We start from the raw sequence: 14,661 nt of genomic DNA on the forward strand, positions 1-14,661 counted from the left end.
CGATGACCACAGAGATGAGTGCGGCGGCAACGAGAATCGTCGGTCCAACGATCCGGAGAACAACGGGATTCATGGAGTGGTATCCCCTGTCTGAGCGCCAGCAGCGTCCGGGTCTTCCGTCACAGGTGCCGTGCATTCACCGGTCTTGGGGAGCTGCTGGATCGCCCCGGCAAGAGATTCGAGAACCGCGTCCGCCGACAGGGTGGTCGTGTCCACGTACACCTGGGCAGCTGGATCTCGGCCGTAGGTTGTGAGCCGCAGATTCGGGGTCTCCTCCTCGTCGACGATCCAATCGACGCCCCCCAAGCTGACACATTGCAGCGTGGTGGGGGCCGGGGGCTCCAACCCGCAGGTGAGGAGCACGCTACTGGGGGTGCCCCATCCTGCGGTGGCCTGAGCGTCCGTCCAGACGCGAGCCTGGTCGCCAATCGAGTCCGGTAATCGTACGGTGACCTCTGCGCACAGCGGGTCATTCGCGTTCGCTGCGGGCTCGAGGTGGACGGTGGGTGCGCAGCTGGTGAGCACAAGCAGTGCGCACAGCGCCGCGCCAGAGGTCAGAATCTTGAGCTTCACAACGTCATCCATCCGTCTTCCTGGGAGTCAGCATGCGTCCGTCGCTGTCGGATCGACATGACGAGCAGCGCTAGTACCGTTCCGATACTGAGCATCCAGCCGAGCCACGGCATCAGCACGACAGCGAGAGTCGTGCCGGCGCGGAGGGGGACCTCGGTGATCTTCGCCGCGGTCGTGTCCACCGCAACCTGAGCCAACACTTTTCCATCGCGGCCGATGACTTGACTGGTCCCGGTGGTGGAGACGTTCACCGCAGTTCTCCCTGTTTCGAGCGCGCGTATGCGGGCGATGGTCAGCTGTTGGAGGTTCTCGTCCGTGCCTCTGAAATCCGCATTGTTGGTTTGAAACACGAACATCTGCGCGCCAGAGGACGCGCTCTGGTGGATGACGTCGTCGTAGATGACGTCGAAACAGATCGCCAGACCGATGGGCACATCGCCAACGTTCATGAGGGGCGTGTTGGAGCCGGGCGTGTACTCGCGTTGTATCAACCCGATGAGATCGGGGGCGATGGCTTCGTAGAACCAACGGTCCGGCACGTATTCGCCGAAAGGGACGGGGTTGGCCTTGTCGTGGAGCTGCTGCGGCCCGGCGCTGGTCCACAGCATCGAGGTGTTGAACGTGTCAGCTCCGCGGGTGGTTGCCGCATTCACCAGTGCCGGAGCGCCAGCACCCTGCACGAGTCGATCAAGGCGGCCTGCGACGGCGGCATCGCGCAGGGGATCGGCGTCGACGGCCCCTTCTGGCCAGACGAGAAGGTCCATTTCACGCCCCAGGAGCGGAGCGGTCGCTTCTTCCTGTGCGCGCAGGATGTCACCTGTTGTCCTGGTGTCGAAGTAGCCGCTGGGACCGTTGCCCTGCACCCATCCGACGCGCATCATTCCCGCTTGCTCAGTCGGGAACAGAGGGACGGCCATCGCGGCAACGACGATGACCGCCGCTGCTGCTCCCGGCTCCCACCGGCGGAGGGTGAGGGCTTCCACGACGCTTGCGCAGACGAGGATTGTCAGGAAGGTCAGCCCGGTTGTCCCCACCCAGGAAGCGGCTTCCGCGAGCGGGCTCTCGGCAAGAGTGAAGCCGATTCGCGCCCACGGGAACCCGGTGTACGGCGCATTCCCCATCAGCGTTTCCCGCAGCACCCACACCCCGGCGACGAGCACAGGAGTGATCGCGTGATACCCGAATCCCGCCCGCGTGGTGGCGACACGATAGGCGAGTGCGATCAGCGCACCGCCGGCACCGAACAGCAGGGATTCCAAGCCAGCCAGCGCGACCCATGGGATGGGCCCCAGAAACCGGGTCACCCATACCAAGTGAGTGAAGTAGAAGGCCGTCCCGTAGACGAGGGAGATCAGGAACGCCCCGGGAACAGAGCGTCCGCGAAGCGTCCACAGCCCGATGGTTGCGCTCACGAACGTCGCGGGCCACCACCCGGACGCGGGGTAGGCGAGATCCAGCATGCCTCCTGCGATGGCGGACGCGACGATCGCTACGGGAAATGGCACCGCAGCTGCCAGGAGCGCATCGTGCGCACTGGCGTTGCCGCGCCGTGGTCGAACGGAGAGGGCGTGTCCCACCAACGGGTCAGCGGTCACGGTCATGAGTGCCCAGGTTTTTCAGGTAAGCGTTGTACGAGTCGAGGTCGGCGTTCCCGTGCACGTCGGCATACCGATCCGCCGCGGCAGCACGAGCGGTGTCGCTTCGGAACCAACGATGCATCACGTAGATCAACATCAGTACGGTCGGGGCTTCACCGTAGGACCATGCCAGAGCGCCGGCTAGCTGCTGATCGGCGAGGGGATCGATGCCCAGTGCTTCGGTGGGCGCGACGAACGAGCCGACCAGGATCGTACTGGCCATCATGAGAAACACCCCGAAGAATGCGTGGAGCGCGGCTTCGGCAAAGACGTCCAGTGCACGGGCACCATGACCCAACCTGACCGGCAGCGGATCGGAGGACAGGATGGGGATGGTGAAGAGCACGCCGGCGAGGAGGAATCCGACCTCGAGTGCGACGTGACCCCCGGGGAGAGCGAGGATGGCATCGGCAGCACCCGCAAGGTAGATGCCGTAGAACGCGAACAGGTAGAGCGGGACAGTGGCCCACGGACTGAGTATCCATTTCGCGGCCGGGCTTCGAAGAGCACCGTGGGCCGCTGTGAGGACTAACCGTCCCGCTCCATGATGCGGTGTCGCTCGCAGAAGAAGGGTGCCGGGAGAGCCCAGGACGAGGAGCGGCGGCACCATCATCATCAGAGTGAGCTGCTGGAACATGAAAACGGACACCAGCGCCTGGCCGTAGGTTTCAACGCCTAGACCAGTGACCGCCGCGAGGAGAACACACCCGAGAAGGAAGCTGACCGTTCGCCACACGGGCCACCGACGCCCGCGCGTCCACAACCGGATCGCTCCGACCAGATACAGCACAGCGAGGATCCCCGCGACTATCGGTAACACCGGAAGCGGGATGTCCGCCGGTGCGAGGAACGCCTGCAAAGATGGGGGACTTTCGAGGATCTGGCCGCTCACACGCATGGTCGTGACAAGAAGATCGCGCTGTTCACTTCCGGATCACCTTGATCGTCGCCCCCGCTGCCAGGAACGCCACGGCCGCGATGGGCTGTGCTGTGGTCCACACGACACCGGAGAAGGGGAAGGGCATTACCGGGTTCCAGAGCACGGCGATCGCGAGGAAGACCGGGATCCACCACCAGTGGCGTGCCTGCAGCGCAAACCACGCGACGATCAGCCCGAAAATTGAGGCGATGAAGAGGACGAGGGGCGCCCAATTCGCCTGGAAGAGCGCCGGGGCGAGGAACAGGATCGCGGCGGCGACGAGGCTGGGGGCCAGGGCGTTCCGCTGGTAAGTGGAGGGGACACGTTCTTTGGGACTCATGGGTGAACCGTTTCTTCGGCGGGTACAGGGTCGACGGGATCGGGGCGGGACGAGGGGTCTGGCCGGCGACGGCTTATGCGCAGACCCGCGACGATGAGGAACACGGCACCGATGCCGAGAGCGACATCGGCGAGGTTGCCGATGAACAGGTTCCCGTAGGCAAGGAAATCGGTGACGTGCCCGATCCCGAACGCGGGCGGCGAGAATAAGCGATCGATGAGGTTCCCGATCGCACCGCCCACGATGAAACCGAAACCAACCGCCGACCACACGTTGCGGGCTCGGGTAGCGGCACCGATGAGGGCCGCGGTGACAGCGAGCCCGACGACGGTGATGACCCATGTGGAGCCTTCCCCGAGCGAGAAGATCGCCCCGGGGTTGAAGGCCAGTTGAAGACCGAGCCAGTCACCGATCAGCGGTATACGCGCATCCTGTCGCAACGTGTTCAGAGCAAGAGTCTTGGTGCCTTGATCGATCAGGATAACGATGGCGGCGACGATGAGCACCACGGCCGACCGGCGGACTCGATCACGCATCGGCGTCTTCCCCCGCGGCCGCGGCATCCTCAGCAACTTCGGCGCGATCCCGCTGGTGACGGCGGCGCCCGGCCATCATCACGCCCACAACCCCGACCCCCAGGATGATAGCCAAACCGGAGAGGAAGAATAGGGGCAGCATTTCGAAGGCACCGCCTCCGGATGGTGTGCCGCCGTACGTTTGTGCCGGCGATGCGGTTTCCGTTTCTTCGCTGCTCTGTGGTGAGGCTTCAGGGGTGGGGCTTGCGGTGGTTGTGCCGGATCCCGTGTCCGTCGCGGGTCTGACGGTGTACACGTACTCTCCGCTGATCGGATGCCCATCGGCGGAGACGGTCTTCCATCGGACAGTGAAGACACCGGTCGCGGCGTCCGGGGAGAGGTGCTGCGTGATAACGTCATCGGTCGCCTGGGGGGCGTCGACTGCGACGTTTGCTCCGGTTTCATCGACCACGTCGATGACTGTTGCGCCGTCACCATCCGGAAGCAGCCCGGTGAACATCAGAGAGATCTCGTCGGGAGAGCCGTCGACGGCCGAGTCGGCGTCGGGGTACGCCGAGACGAACTCGTCGTGAGCGGCGGCCGGGGCTGTGGTCCCCAGCACGACGGATGCCGACACCATCAGGGCGGCGGCGGCGAGGGCTGTGATACGTGCCGAGAGGCGTTTATGCATGGGTGTCGTGCTCTCCGGGGTGGGATTCGGGTTCGATCTGGAAGGTGGAGTGTTCGATGCTCACGGCGAAGTGCTCGTTGACGCATTGCTGAAGTGATGTCAGCAATGCGGCGGAAGCTTCCATCGTGACGGTGTCATCGACCACGACATGGGCGGTGAGCGTGGGGAGGTCGGTCGAGACTTGGGTCGCGTGAAGGTCGTGCACCGCGACCACGTGCGGAAGGGCAAGGATGTGGCGGCGGACATCCTCGAGGTCGAGGCCGGCGGGTGTGGACTCCAACAGCACCCGACCGGATGCTCGCAACAGGATAAGAGTGCGGGGAATGATGAGCAGCGCGATCAAGACGCCCGCGACGGCGTCCGCCTGATACCAACCGAAAACGGCGATGAGGATGGCGCTGGCGATGACGCCGACGGAACCGAGGGCATCGTTGACGACCTCGAGGAACGCGGCGCGCATGTTGAGATTGCGTCCGCGGCCGCTGAACAATACGAGCATGGAGGCGATGTTGGCGACGAGACCGACGATGCCGAAGAACAGCAGACTCCCCGATGCGATCTCAGGGGGCTCGAACAGCCGCCGTACGCCTTCCACGAGCGCGAAGATGCCCACCCCGAGCAGCAAAGTTGCTTGAGCGAGCGCACCGAGAACCTCCGTGCGTCGAAGACCGAAGGTGTACTTGGGAGTCGGGGGACGATTCATCAGATGCGCAGCGGTGACGGCCATCGCCAACCCGACGACATCGGTGAGCATGTGCGCCGCATCAACAAGCAGTGCGAGGCTGCCTGTGATGATTGCGCCGATCACTTCGACGATGAAGACCGAAGAGGTGATCGCGAACGCGATGACCAGGCGATTGCGGGGAGTGGCGTCACCGATACCGTGACTGTGCCCTGTGTCTGTCATGGTGCTCCTTTACGGCCGTCCAACGATGTGCCGGGCGACGATCGCCGCATCACGACCCGCCCCAGCGAGGGTGCCCGCATCTGCCCGGGAGTAACGCGGCATGCCAACAGTGAACAGTCCCGGGATGCGTGCATTGACGTGCAAAGGCTGCCCGGGCGGCTCCGAATCGGGCAGCCATGCGTCCGCCGGCCTGTACCCGGTCGCAAGGATCACGGAATGCGGCTTCACGGACGCCCCATCGGCGAACATCACGGTGTCTCCGTGTACCTCCGTCACGGCGGCGGCATGAGTGACGTCTGTCGAAGCTACGCGGGGGCGTGACTCAGACATCGGACCCCGACGTCGCAGCCTCGACCAGATGGGCCGCTCCGACACCTCTGAGGATTCCGCTCGAGTGGAGAGGGTGACGTCGTGGGAGGAAGCGAGCTCTTCTGCAATCTCCACTCCGCTGAATCCACCGCCAACGATCAACACGCGGCCGGGAGGTATCTGGGCGGGATAGAGGTACTGGCTGGAATGCAGCACAACACCGGGTACTGCCAGTTCCAGGCGCCAGCCCGGCACGCGCGGCACCGCGGCAGCTCCCGTTGCACAGACCACATTTCGGGTTTGCACTTCCCCGGCGGAGGTCGACAGATGCAGTGTGGATCCGTCGCCCAACCGGGTGATTCCAAGAGCACGAGTGCCCCACACGGTCTTCACACCGAGGGCGTTCTCCACCGAAGACAGGTAATCGGACATCTCATCCTTACTCGGATAACGGTCTCCATCGCCCGGGAAAGGAAACCCGCGGACGACACTGTGGCGGGCCGCGCTGCGTAGCTTCATCGACTGCCACCGTGTGGCCCAGCTTCGTCGACCGGGAGGTGCAGAATCGATGATCACGAAGTCCTTCTGCGGCTCAAGCCCGGAGGACCTGAGTGCGGCGGCTGTCGCCAACCCGGAGTGCCCGGCGCCGACGATGATGACGCGACGGTGCGATAGCGAACGCGCCATCATTCAGCACCGTTCACCGCGGCTTCAATGGTGTCCTCCAGGTCATTCCACGTCTCCAGCACGACAGGCTCCCCATCGATGAAGAACGAGGGGGTACTGCTGACACCGAGCTGCTCACCCTCGTCTAGATCGAACTGGACCCGTTCTGCAGTCGCCGGATCAGCGACCGCATCATCGAACGCGGCCATATCCAATCCGAGTTCCTCCGCAAATCCCCGGAACAGGTCCGCACGAGACTCTTGAGCCTCACCCCATTGAGACTGCGTCTCGAACAGGCGGTGATACATCTCTTCCAGCCGTCCCTGCTGCGCTGCGGCTTCGGCAGCGATCGCGGCATTCTTCGAGTTGAGATGACCCGGCAACGGGAAGTAGCGGATCACGTACGTGATCTCGCCATCGAACTTGCCACGGAGATCCTCGACGAGGGGATAAAAAGCACCGCAGGCCTCGCACTCGAAATCGAGGAACTCGACCACCGTCACCGCCCCATCTCCTCCGTCATCGAGGACATGCGAGTTCTCACGGACGACCTGTGGACCATCAGCGGCCCCCGTCTCGGGTGCGGCAGCTCGACTCTGATTGACAAGGACGAACACCAGCGCAACGATCAGCAACACCACGGCGAGAGCCACGGTGACAAGTACCGCTTTCATAGAAGATTTCATAGACACTCCAGACACACACAACGAACGAGGACGACCAGGGGAGCGCCATCGAAGAGATGGCGCCGCCAGATCAGGTTCGCGACAGAGAAAGCTGTGTGAGAGAAGGAGGCAATACGAACAGGCGCCCCGTCATGGCCGCCAGTGATGGTGCGCGCGGCAAACGTTCACGAACGCGAGAAGAGGGGACGTGACGGCGGAAGATCCGCGTGACGATGAGCACCAAGAAGCAGCAGAGGATACCCAAGAGGCACCCGGCGACGCCGATCATGATGTCGTTCGCAGTATCCCCAGCCACGACATGTTCCGCAGTTGCGCCGACACCGCTTTCACCCGAACCCGCCGCGACAGGGCCAGCAGAAGACGTACCTAGTGACGACGAGGATGTCGTGCTCAGATACGCAGTCGCATCCGTCGCGTCACGATGGCCGCCCGGCCACGCTCCGACGATGAGAAGAAGTGCCAATCCGAGGGCCGTAATGATCTTCGTTATCATGAACTCGTCGGCGCGGCTAACGCATTTGTGAGCGCGACCGTGGACGACCATGACCTCAGGATGATACCAGCCCCACCAATCAAGTCTTCTTGCGAACCCGTGAGCCACGCGCCCGTTCTACGGGCGAAGCGAGAAAGCCTTGGGACGTCGTCCGCTGAGCCAGCCCATCACCCATCAACTGGACCAGTTCCAACTAACCGCCACCACACCCAACCCGCCCCGATCATGCCCGGAACGATCACCAGCCATCCCAAGTAGAAGTTCTCGGCAGGGCGGCCATACGCGTTACTCCAGAGTGCGATGAGACCGCCGTGCAGCAAGTACAGGGACAACGCCACCTGACCGCACGCGCACAGGGGAACAAAGACAGCACCCCAAAAACGCTCTGCATGCTCCCGCCTCACCGTAGCCCCCAGCACAACGCAGACGTAGACGGCGAACACCAAGCCAATATCCCTCAGAGAGTCCAGGTAGTCCCCCGATAACACCGTGCCGAAGCGCTGCCCGAAACCCCAGGCAAGATACGCCAACAGCGCCACAGCCGCCATGATCCACAACAAGCGATCGCGTTTCAAGCCGTGACGGATCAACAGGGCACCGATGAGGAACACCGGCAACAGGTTGACCACCCGATACTGAGGGCCCAGGAACATCCAGGTCGTGACCTCACGCACGGGCGGCGGCGCGGTGTAGACCCAAATCCAGGTGCGTGCGACGCTCAGCAATGGCTGACTGGCCAGGACAAGGACCGCTGTCGCGGCGATCACGACCGAGCTGCGCAGGAGTAGAAGGGGCGCGCCGAGGATGATGAGCAGCCCGAGATAGCTCAGGATGACCGCCAGCCAGGAGCCCCACGTGGCCATCCACACACCCAGGACGATGAGGAACAGGCCACGCAGAGCCTGTTGCAGCAACGTCACCCCCGCAGCGCCGCCGCGTCTCCACACAAGCTCCGCCGACATGCCCATGACGAGTGCGAAGAGCGGCGACGCGACACTACTGAAGTTCGCCGTGACGAATTGCACCGCCCACGGTGCGTTCGGCACGAACGGAGCAGCGTGCGCGATGAGCATCGCGACAATCGCGAACCCGCGGAGCGCGTCCGGAACCAGAAGACGGCTCATGTCAGAGACGCGTCGAGCTCGCCTGTGCATTCTGGGCGGCAGCGTTCTTTCGGGCTCGAAGACCATGCCCTGAGGGCATTGGCTTGACCGCATAGGAAATAGGTCAGCGGAGACTGTATAGTTCAGGTTATGCTGACCATTGCTTCTCGTCTCGACGTCATGAACCGGCTCGGCCGCGCCATGGCTGATCCTACGCGTTCTCGGATTCTCATGACTCTGCTCGGTGGCCCGAGCTACCCCGCAGTCCTGTCCCGTGAGCTAGAGCTGACGCGCTCCAACGTGTCGAACCATCTCACCTGCCTGCGTGACTGCGGGATCGTTGTCGCCGAGCCTGAGGGCCGGCAAACCCGCTACGAGATCGCCGACCCTCATCTCGCCGCGGCCCTCCTCGCGCTTGTGGATGTGACGCTGGCTGTGGACGAGCACGCGCCGTGTGTGGACTCGGCCTGCACGGTGCCGGGCTGCTGCGGAGCAGGGGCTGACGCGTGAGCGCGGCGTGCGGCTGCGAGCACGAGTCCGCCGCCCCGGCGGGAGAGGAACACGAAGAGGCTGAGCGGCCGTGGTGGAGGGACCGCGGGATCATGGTGCCGGTCCTTTCCGGCGTTGCGTTCCTCGTCGGCCTGATCCTCGAGTGGTCCGGCCTCGAGATTCCGGCGCTCGTGCTGTTCTGGGCCGGTCTGCTGCTGGGTGCGTCGACGTTCACGCCTGGCGCGATACGAAAGCTGTTCAAGGGCAAGCTCGGCATCGGACTGCTGATGACCATCAGCGCCATCGGTGCAGTCGTCCTCGGATACGTCGAGGAGGCCGCGGCTCTGGCGTTCCTGTACTCGATCGCTGAGGCGCTCGAAGACAAGGCGATGGACCGGGCCCGCGGGGGGCTACGGGCGCTCCTGAAGCTCGTCCCGGAAACAGCGACCGTGCTGCAGGGCGGCAACGCTGTGCAGGTGCAAGCGAGAGAGCTTATGGTCGGTCAGGTCATGGTGGTCCGCCCGGGCGAGCGGATCGCAACGGATGGGATCGTCCGCTCCGGTCGCTCCAGCCTGGACACCTCGGCGATCACTGGGGAGTCGATCCCGGTCGAGGTCCAGCCTGGCGATGTTGTGTCGGCCGGCGCGATCAACAGCGCCGGCGCGCTGGAGGTCGAAACGACGGCTGCGGGCACCGACAACTCGCTCACCACGATCGTCGAACTGGTAGAGAAAGCACAGACCGAGAAGGGCGAGCGTGCTCGTCTCGCGGACAGGATCGCCCGCCCGCTGGTGCCCGGCGTGCTGATCCTCGCAGCGCTTGTCGCGATCATCGGTTCGCTGCTGGGCGACCCCGAGGTGTGGATCACCCGCGCGCTCGTCGTGCTCGTCGCGGCCTCCCCGTGTGCGCTGGCGATCTCGGTGCCGCTGACGGTCGTCGCTGCGATCGGTGCGGCGAGCAAGTTCGGTGTGATCATCAAGTCCGGCGCCGTTTTCGAGCGCTTCGGGACGGTCCGGCACGTCGCCGTCGACAAGACCGGAACCCTCACCCGCAACGAGCCCGTGGTCACCGCCGTGCTCACCACGAACGGTGTAACCGAGGTCCAGGCGTTGGCGTGGGCGGCTGCCCTGGAGCAGCACAGCACACATCCTCTTGCCTCAGCAATCACCGCCGCAGCCTCGGGGACACCGGCAGCTGCAGATGTGACCGAGCAGGCCGGCCACGGTATTGACGGCACCGTCGACGGATCGAGAATCACCGTCGGCAGTCCCCGCTGGCTGGACGCCGGCGACCTCGTCGAGCGGGTCGCAACGCTGGAAGAGCAGGGCATGACCGTCGTCATCGTGCACCGCGACGGGTCACCGGTCGCCGCGATCGGCGTCCGTGACGAGCTGCGCCCTGAAGTCTCTGACGTAGTCCGGACACTCACCGGCCAGGGCGTCGGCGTGACGATGCTCACCGGCGACAACGCCCGGACCGCTCGTGCTCTGGCTGCGCAGGCCGGGATCAGCGCCGTGCGAGCGGAGCTGCGCCCGGAGGACAAGGCGACCGCGATCGCAGAACTGTCGAAGGCAGGACCGGTCGCGATGATCGGCGACGGCATCAACGATGCCCCGGCCCTCGCTAGCGCAGACGTCGGCATCGCGATGGGCGCGACAGGCTCCGACGCAGCGATCGAATCCGCCGACGTGGCCTTCACCGGCCATGATCTGCGCCTCATCCCGCGGGCGTTCGATCACGCCCGGCGCGGTCGACGGATCATCAACCAGAACATCATCCTGTCGCTGCTGATCATCACCGCCCTGCTCCCGCTCGCGCTCTTCGGCGTCCTGGGGCTCGCGGCTGTCGTCCTGGTCCACGAGGTCGCGGAGGTCATCGTGATCCTCAACGGCCTGCGTGCCGCCCGCACGCCACGACTGGAAAGCTGATGCTCGCCACCATCGGTTCAGCGATCGGCCTTTTTGCGGCGACGAACATCGACGACATCGTCGTGCTCACCGTGCTGTTCCTCGCCTCCAGTCGAGGGAATCCCCGCCCGTGGCAGATCATCGCAGGCCAGTATCTCGGGTTCATCACCCTGGTCGTGATCAGTGTGATAGCCGCGCTCGGGCTCACGATCGTTCCGGACGAATGGGTCGGGTTCCTGGGTCTGATCCCGCTCGGCATCGGCGTGTGGACGCTCATTCGCGGCTTGCGCCGCAACGGCGACAATGACGACGACGACTCCAAGATCACCGCGGTCGGACTATGGGGCGTCGCAGGGATCACGATCGCCAACGGGGCCGACAATATCTCCCTCTACACGCCAATCTTCCGCACCAGCACCCCAGTCGACGTCGCGATCATGATCGTCGTGTTCCTCATCCTCGTCGCGGTCTGGTGTGCGGCCGGTCGGCTCATCGGCACCAACAAGGCAGTCACCGAAGCGCTGGAGCGCGTCGAGCACTGGCTGGTACCGGCAGTGTTCATCGGCCTGGGCCTGTTCATCCTGATCGAATCTGGGGTCATCGTCCGTCTGATCGAGGTCCTCGCATGACCTCCTCCCGGACAGAGGCTCGCCCGCCCGCTGCGCGCAAGCTGTCGTCGGCACGGCGGTGGCAGCTCACTGGTGGAACGCTCCTGATCGCCGTGGTTGTCGTGCTGATTGATCAGGGAACCAAGGTGTTGGCCGAAGCGACCCTCACCGAGCGCGAGCGCATCCCGCTGATCGGTGACCTCCTGGGTTTGCAGCTCGCCTATAACCCCGGAGCGGCATTCTCGTTCGGGGAAGGCTTCACCTGGGTATTCGCGCTGCTCGCTGTCGCCGCCACCGTCACAGCGATCGTGTTCGCGTTCCAAGTGCAACGCCCGGCGTGGGCGATCGTGATCGGCGCTCTCGGTGGCGCTGCCGCCTCACACGCAGGCGACCGCCTCTTCCGCGACCCCGGATTCGCCCGTGGACACGTCGTGGACTTCCTCGCCTACGGGAACTGGTTCATCGGCAACCTCGCCGACATCGTGATCTTCGCCGCAGCGATCACCGGAGCAGTTTTCATGATCCGCGCAGACGAGGAGAGCACCGAGTGAGATCTCTCGTGCGGTGGTGGGACACTCATCAACTCGCCCTCTACATCGGCGCAATCGCCGTGGGGGCGGCCATCGGGCTGATAACGCCGCAGGCCGCTCCGAGCCTCGAGCACTCGATCGAACCCGCACTGATGTTGCTGTTGTTCGCCACTTTCCTCGGCGTCCCGCTTATCGAGGTGAAGCGCGCGTTCCGTGACATCAGGTTTCTGGGCACGGTGCTGGTGGCGAACTTTGTCATTGTGCCGATGCTCGCCTGGGGTCTCTCCCGTTTCGTAGTCGACGACCGGGGACTGCTCCTCGGGGTGTTGTTCGTCCTGCTGACCCCGTGCATCGATTACGTCATCGTGTTCGCTGGTCTCGCGGGTGGTGCTGGCGCGCGACTGCTCGCAGCCGCACCGCTGCTGATGTTGGTCCAGATCCTGCTGCTCCCGGTGTTCCTGTTCCTCTTCGCCGGCGGCGCTGTGCTCGGTGTGGTTGACATCGGCCCATTCATCCGGGCATTCCTGTTGCTGATCGTGGTCCCACTCTCTGCAGCAGCGGTTGTGCAGGCTCTTGCGCGTCGTTATCGGGGAGGGCGGTTTATCGAGAAGATCATGGCGGGTGCGATGGTGCCGCTGATGATGGTGACCCTCGCCGTAGTCATCGGTTCCCAGATCGCCGCCGTTGGATCGCAGATCACCGCGCTCCTGCGTGTAATGCCGCTGTACATCGCATTCGTCGTCCTCGCCGTCGCGATCGGGAAGCTCGCCAGCCGCGTCGCACAACTAGACGTTTCCGCCACCCGCGCGGTGATGTTCTCCACCGCGACGCGCAACTCGCTCGTCGTCCTACCGCTCGCTCTCGCCCTTCCCGCCTCGATGAGCATGGCCCCGCTCGCGATAGTCACGCAAACCCTTGTCGAGCTGGTCGCGATGCTCGTCCTCGTCCGCGTGGTCCCCCTTCTCGCGCGCGAACCACGGCCGAGCCTCGCCTAGCCGCAGCACTGAACTATAAATCGGAGCGGTCGTCCCATCGAAAACGATCGTTTCCGGCGGCTTGGAGGATCGCCCTGGTCAACGTCACGACACGCCGAGGATCGACCCGCCGTAACCCCCTGCCGAAACGCAATAGCACCGAAACCGGTGGTGTAGCGTTTCCGGCTGGCCAATCCGAGCGGGTTCGGCCGAACCTGAAGGCCCACGTCAGTCGCGAGCGTTGAACACCTGGAAGGCGACGCCATCCTCGTGCTGCCAGTGGGAGGCGATGCCGAGCGAGCGCTTCGTCAGCTCATGCCGGAAGGCCTCGATGTCGTCTTCCGTGAAGATCCACGCGTGCTGGGACGAGCGGGCACGGTACTGGGCGAAGGCGCGGATGTTGATCCTGCAGGCGAACGATGAGAAGTCGACGCTGCGGGGGAGAGCTCGCCCGGCTTCGCGATCGACCTGCCTGGGCGAACCGCGGTGGTCGCCGTACTCGGTGCCGGCGCGCATCATCTCGGCGACCATGTCCAGGCCCTTCAGGTGCTCCGGCGTCGGGTACGTGGGTCGCTGCGCGGCCATGAGGGCGTCGTACTCATCACAAAGACGCCGCTGGTCGACGCTGTAGATAGTCCTGAGATCCGAGAACGCGCGCTCGTTGTCGTTGATGACCTGACGCAGAGCAACCAACTCGCCGGTGTCGTGCGGGGTCGTGCTGTAGATGAGAACCATCGGTGTTCTCCTCGAGGTCGTGTGTGGGGTGAGCGTCGAGCGCAGGTCAGTCGATCTCGCCTGCCTTCAGCGCGCGCTTGATCGCTTTCATCGACCGCCAAGGGCGACCCTTCAGCGCGTCGTCCTGCGTGATGACGAGAGCTCGGATGTGCCGGGCGGTCTTCTTGTCGATCGGTTTCTGTTCAGGCATGGGGCCACTTATTCGGGGTCAGGGTCGGTCGTGACGAGCGGGGTGGAGGCTCGCTGAGCAACTGAGGTTTGTGAGGTTGTAAACACGTAAACCCCGGAATCACGCGGATCGACGAGGACTCCGCATAGAGAGGTTTCTGGGGTTGCGGTCGCCAGCCGCAGTGGCTGTCTGACCGGATCCGTCGCGCGGGGGATGACCGCGGGCACGCCGAGTCCGTAGCGTGAAGCGCATGGATATCGCTTCGATGATCATGGGCGGCTCGATCGTTTCGATCGGGTGGATCGCGTTCTGGCCGTGGGCGCAGCTGAAACGGCTTCGCGAGCTCGAGGGAACTGCAGCCGCAGGTCCGGACCCGGATTAGACCTCGTTCAGAGGCAATGCGCGCTCGG

Annotated in this window: 19 protein-coding genes; 6 read left to right on the forward strand and 13 right to left on the reverse strand. The window is 64.4% G+C overall.

Features of this window, described 5'->3' with window-relative positions:
- Positions 1-69: 69 nt before the first annotated feature.
- The 11 genes from ACZZZF_RS02995 to ACZZZF_RS03045 form a co-directional block, all read right to left on the reverse strand.
- Positions 70-585, reverse strand: coding sequence for a DUF3515 family protein (locus ACZZZF_RS02995; protein WP_042538292.1), 516 nt, complete (start codon positions 583-585; stop codon positions 70-72).
- Positions 570-2,174: an apolipoprotein N-acyltransferase gene (gene lnt, locus ACZZZF_RS03000; protein ID WP_079112071.1), complete on the reverse strand. Its 1,605-nt coding sequence runs from the start codon at positions 2,172-2,174 to the stop codon at positions 570-572. Before lnt ends, ACZZZF_RS02995 begins: the two co-directional genes overlap by 16 nt.
- Positions 2,158-3,108, reverse strand: a complete 951-nt coding sequence (locus ACZZZF_RS03005; protein WP_042538291.1) for a cytochrome c oxidase assembly protein — start codon at positions 3,106-3,108, stop codon at positions 2,158-2,160. Before ACZZZF_RS03005 ends, lnt begins: the two co-directional genes overlap by 17 nt.
- A 25-nt stretch (positions 3,109-3,133) precedes the next feature.
- Positions 3,134-3,469 (reverse strand): DUF6804 family protein, encoded by a 336-nt coding sequence (locus ACZZZF_RS03010; RefSeq protein ID WP_042538290.1) that lies wholly within the window; start codon positions 3,467-3,469, stop codon positions 3,134-3,136.
- A complete protein-coding gene (gene lspA / locus ACZZZF_RS03015; protein WP_230100799.1) occupies positions 3,466-3,978 on the reverse strand; it encodes a signal peptidase II in 513 nt (170 codons plus the stop codon). Before lspA ends, ACZZZF_RS03010 begins: the two co-directional genes overlap by 4 nt.
- A 19-nt stretch (positions 3,979-3,997) precedes the next feature.
- The gene (locus tag ACZZZF_RS03020) at positions 3,998-4,675 is read right to left on the reverse strand and encodes a copper resistance CopC family protein (RefSeq protein ID WP_052492864.1); all 678 of its coding nucleotides are present in this window, start codon (positions 4,673-4,675) and stop codon (positions 3,998-4,000) included.
- Positions 4,668-5,582, reverse strand: a complete 915-nt coding sequence (locus tag ACZZZF_RS03025; RefSeq protein ID WP_042538288.1) for a cation diffusion facilitator family transporter — start codon at positions 5,580-5,582, stop codon at positions 4,668-4,670. The genes ACZZZF_RS03020 and ACZZZF_RS03025 overlap by 8 nt, the downstream gene beginning before the upstream one ends.
- 9 nt (positions 5,583-5,591) lie before the next feature.
- Positions 5,592-6,581: a flavin-containing monooxygenase gene (locus tag ACZZZF_RS03030; RefSeq protein ID WP_308418032.1), complete on the reverse strand. Its 990-nt coding sequence runs from the start codon at positions 6,579-6,581 to the stop codon at positions 5,592-5,594.
- A complete protein-coding gene (locus ACZZZF_RS03035) occupies positions 6,578-7,243 on the reverse strand; it encodes a DsbA family protein (RefSeq protein ID WP_136041016.1) in 666 nt (221 codons plus the stop codon). Before ACZZZF_RS03035 ends, ACZZZF_RS03030 begins: the two co-directional genes overlap by 4 nt.
- A gap of 70 nt (positions 7,244-7,313) precedes the next feature.
- Positions 7,314-7,787, reverse strand: a complete 474-nt coding sequence (locus ACZZZF_RS03040; RefSeq protein ID WP_162253852.1) for a hypothetical protein — start codon at positions 7,785-7,787, stop codon at positions 7,314-7,316.
- A gap of 116 nt (positions 7,788-7,903) precedes the next feature.
- Positions 7,904-8,860: an acyltransferase family protein gene (locus ACZZZF_RS03045; RefSeq protein ID WP_056278743.1), complete on the reverse strand. Its 957-nt coding sequence runs from the start codon at positions 8,858-8,860 to the stop codon at positions 7,904-7,906.
- Positions 8,861-8,989: 129 nt separating this feature from the next.
- Here ACZZZF_RS03045 and cmtR point away from each other — a divergent pair, with 129 nt between their 5' ends.
- Genes cmtR through ACZZZF_RS03070 form a run of 5 tightly spaced genes read left to right on the forward strand, consistent with a single transcriptional unit; the run spans position 8,990 to position 13,368 of the window.
- Positions 8,990-9,349: a Cd(II)/Pb(II)-sensing metalloregulatory transcriptional regulator CmtR gene (gene cmtR, locus ACZZZF_RS03050; protein WP_017201917.1), complete on the forward strand. Its 360-nt coding sequence runs from the start codon at positions 8,990-8,992 to the stop codon at positions 9,347-9,349.
- Entirely contained in the window at positions 9,346-11,256 is a 1,911-nt protein-coding gene (locus ACZZZF_RS03055; RefSeq protein ID WP_040568236.1) for a heavy metal translocating P-type ATPase, read from the forward strand. The genes cmtR and ACZZZF_RS03055 overlap by 4 nt, the downstream gene beginning before the upstream one ends.
- Positions 11,256-11,864: a cadmium resistance transporter gene (locus ACZZZF_RS03060; RefSeq protein WP_056278742.1), complete on the forward strand. Its 609-nt coding sequence runs from the start codon at positions 11,256-11,258 to the stop codon at positions 11,862-11,864. The genes ACZZZF_RS03055 and ACZZZF_RS03060 overlap by 1 nt, the downstream gene beginning before the upstream one ends.
- Positions 11,861-12,394, forward strand: a complete 534-nt coding sequence (locus tag ACZZZF_RS03065; protein WP_056278741.1) for a signal peptidase II — start codon at positions 11,861-11,863, stop codon at positions 12,392-12,394. Before ACZZZF_RS03060 ends, ACZZZF_RS03065 begins: the two co-directional genes overlap by 4 nt.
- Complete coding sequence (locus ACZZZF_RS03070) at positions 12,391-13,368, forward strand: arsenic resistance protein (RefSeq protein ID WP_056278740.1); 978 nt, start codon at positions 12,391-12,393, stop codon at positions 13,366-13,368. The genes ACZZZF_RS03065 and ACZZZF_RS03070 overlap by 4 nt, the downstream gene beginning before the upstream one ends.
- Positions 13,369-13,575: 207 nt before the next feature.
- Here the strand turns inward: ACZZZF_RS03070 and ACZZZF_RS03075 are convergent, their stop codons facing one another.
- The gene (locus tag ACZZZF_RS03075; RefSeq protein WP_056278739.1) at positions 13,576-14,082 is read right to left on the reverse strand and encodes a hypothetical protein; all 507 of its coding nucleotides are present in this window, start codon (positions 14,080-14,082) and stop codon (positions 13,576-13,578) included.
- A gap of 46 nt (positions 14,083-14,128) precedes the next feature.
- Positions 14,129-14,272, reverse strand: coding sequence for a hypothetical protein (locus ACZZZF_RS03080; RefSeq protein ID WP_157538179.1), 144 nt, complete (start codon positions 14,270-14,272; stop codon positions 14,129-14,131).
- 229 nt (positions 14,273-14,501) lie between these two features.
- Between ACZZZF_RS03080 and ACZZZF_RS03085 the strand changes: the two genes are divergently transcribed.
- The gene (locus tag ACZZZF_RS03085) at positions 14,502-14,633 is read left to right on the forward strand and encodes a hypothetical protein (protein WP_268776162.1); all 132 of its coding nucleotides are present in this window, start codon (positions 14,502-14,504) and stop codon (positions 14,631-14,633) included.
- Positions 14,634-14,661: the final 28 nt, after the last annotated feature.

This window comes from Microbacterium sp. AC215, from assembly GCF_979258645.1.

Coding starts and splice junctions, on each gene's coding strand:
- ACZZZF_RS03005 (WP_042538291.1), bottom strand. CDS start 3,108: ATGCGTGTGAGCGGCCAGATCCTCGAAAGTCCCCCATCTTTGCAGGCG.
- ACZZZF_RS03045 (WP_056278743.1), bottom strand. CDS start 8,860: ATGAGCCGTCTTCTGGTTCCGGACGCGCTCCGCGGGTTCGCGATTGTC.
- cmtR (WP_017201917.1), top strand. CDS start 8,990: ATGCTGACCATTGCTTCTCGTCTCGACGTCATGAACCGGCTCGGCCGC.
- ACZZZF_RS03060 (WP_056278742.1), top strand. CDS start 11,256: ATGCTCGCCACCATCGGTTCAGCGATCGGCCTTTTTGCGGCGACGAAC.
- ACZZZF_RS03020 (WP_052492864.1), bottom strand. CDS start 4,675: ATGCATAAACGCCTCTCGGCACGTATCACAGCCCTCGCCGCCGCCGCC.
- ACZZZF_RS02995 (WP_042538292.1), bottom strand. CDS start 585: ATGGATGACGTTGTGAAGCTCAAGATTCTGACCTCTGGCGCGGCGCTG.
- ACZZZF_RS03085 (WP_268776162.1), top strand. CDS start 14,502: ATGGATATCGCTTCGATGATCATGGGCGGCTCGATCGTTTCGATCGGG.
- ACZZZF_RS03040 (WP_162253852.1), bottom strand. CDS start 7,787: ATGGTCGTCCACGGTCGCGCTCACAAATGCGTTAGCCGCGCCGACGAG.
- ACZZZF_RS03075 (WP_056278739.1), bottom strand. CDS start 14,082: ATGGTTCTCATCTACAGCACGACCCCGCACGACACCGGCGAGTTGGTT.
- ACZZZF_RS03035 (WP_136041016.1), bottom strand. CDS start 7,243: ATGAAATCTTCTATGAAAGCGGTACTTGTCACCGTGGCTCTCGCCGTG.
- ACZZZF_RS03080 (WP_157538179.1), bottom strand. CDS start 14,272: ATGCCTGAACAGAAACCGATCGACAAGAAGACCGCCCGGCACATCCGA.
- ACZZZF_RS03025 (WP_042538288.1), bottom strand. CDS start 5,582: ATGACAGACACAGGGCACAGTCACGGTATCGGTGACGCCACTCCCCGC.
- ACZZZF_RS03065 (WP_056278741.1), top strand. CDS start 11,861: ATGACCTCCTCCCGGACAGAGGCTCGCCCGCCCGCTGCGCGCAAGCTG.
- lnt (WP_079112071.1), bottom strand. CDS start 2,174: ATGACCGTGACCGCTGACCCGTTGGTGGGACACGCCCTCTCCGTTCGA.
- ACZZZF_RS03010 (WP_042538290.1), bottom strand. CDS start 3,469: ATGAGTCCCAAAGAACGTGTCCCCTCCACTTACCAGCGGAACGCCCTG.
- ACZZZF_RS03030 (WP_308418032.1), bottom strand. CDS start 6,581: ATGATGGCGCGTTCGCTATCGCACCGTCGCGTCATCATCGTCGGCGCC.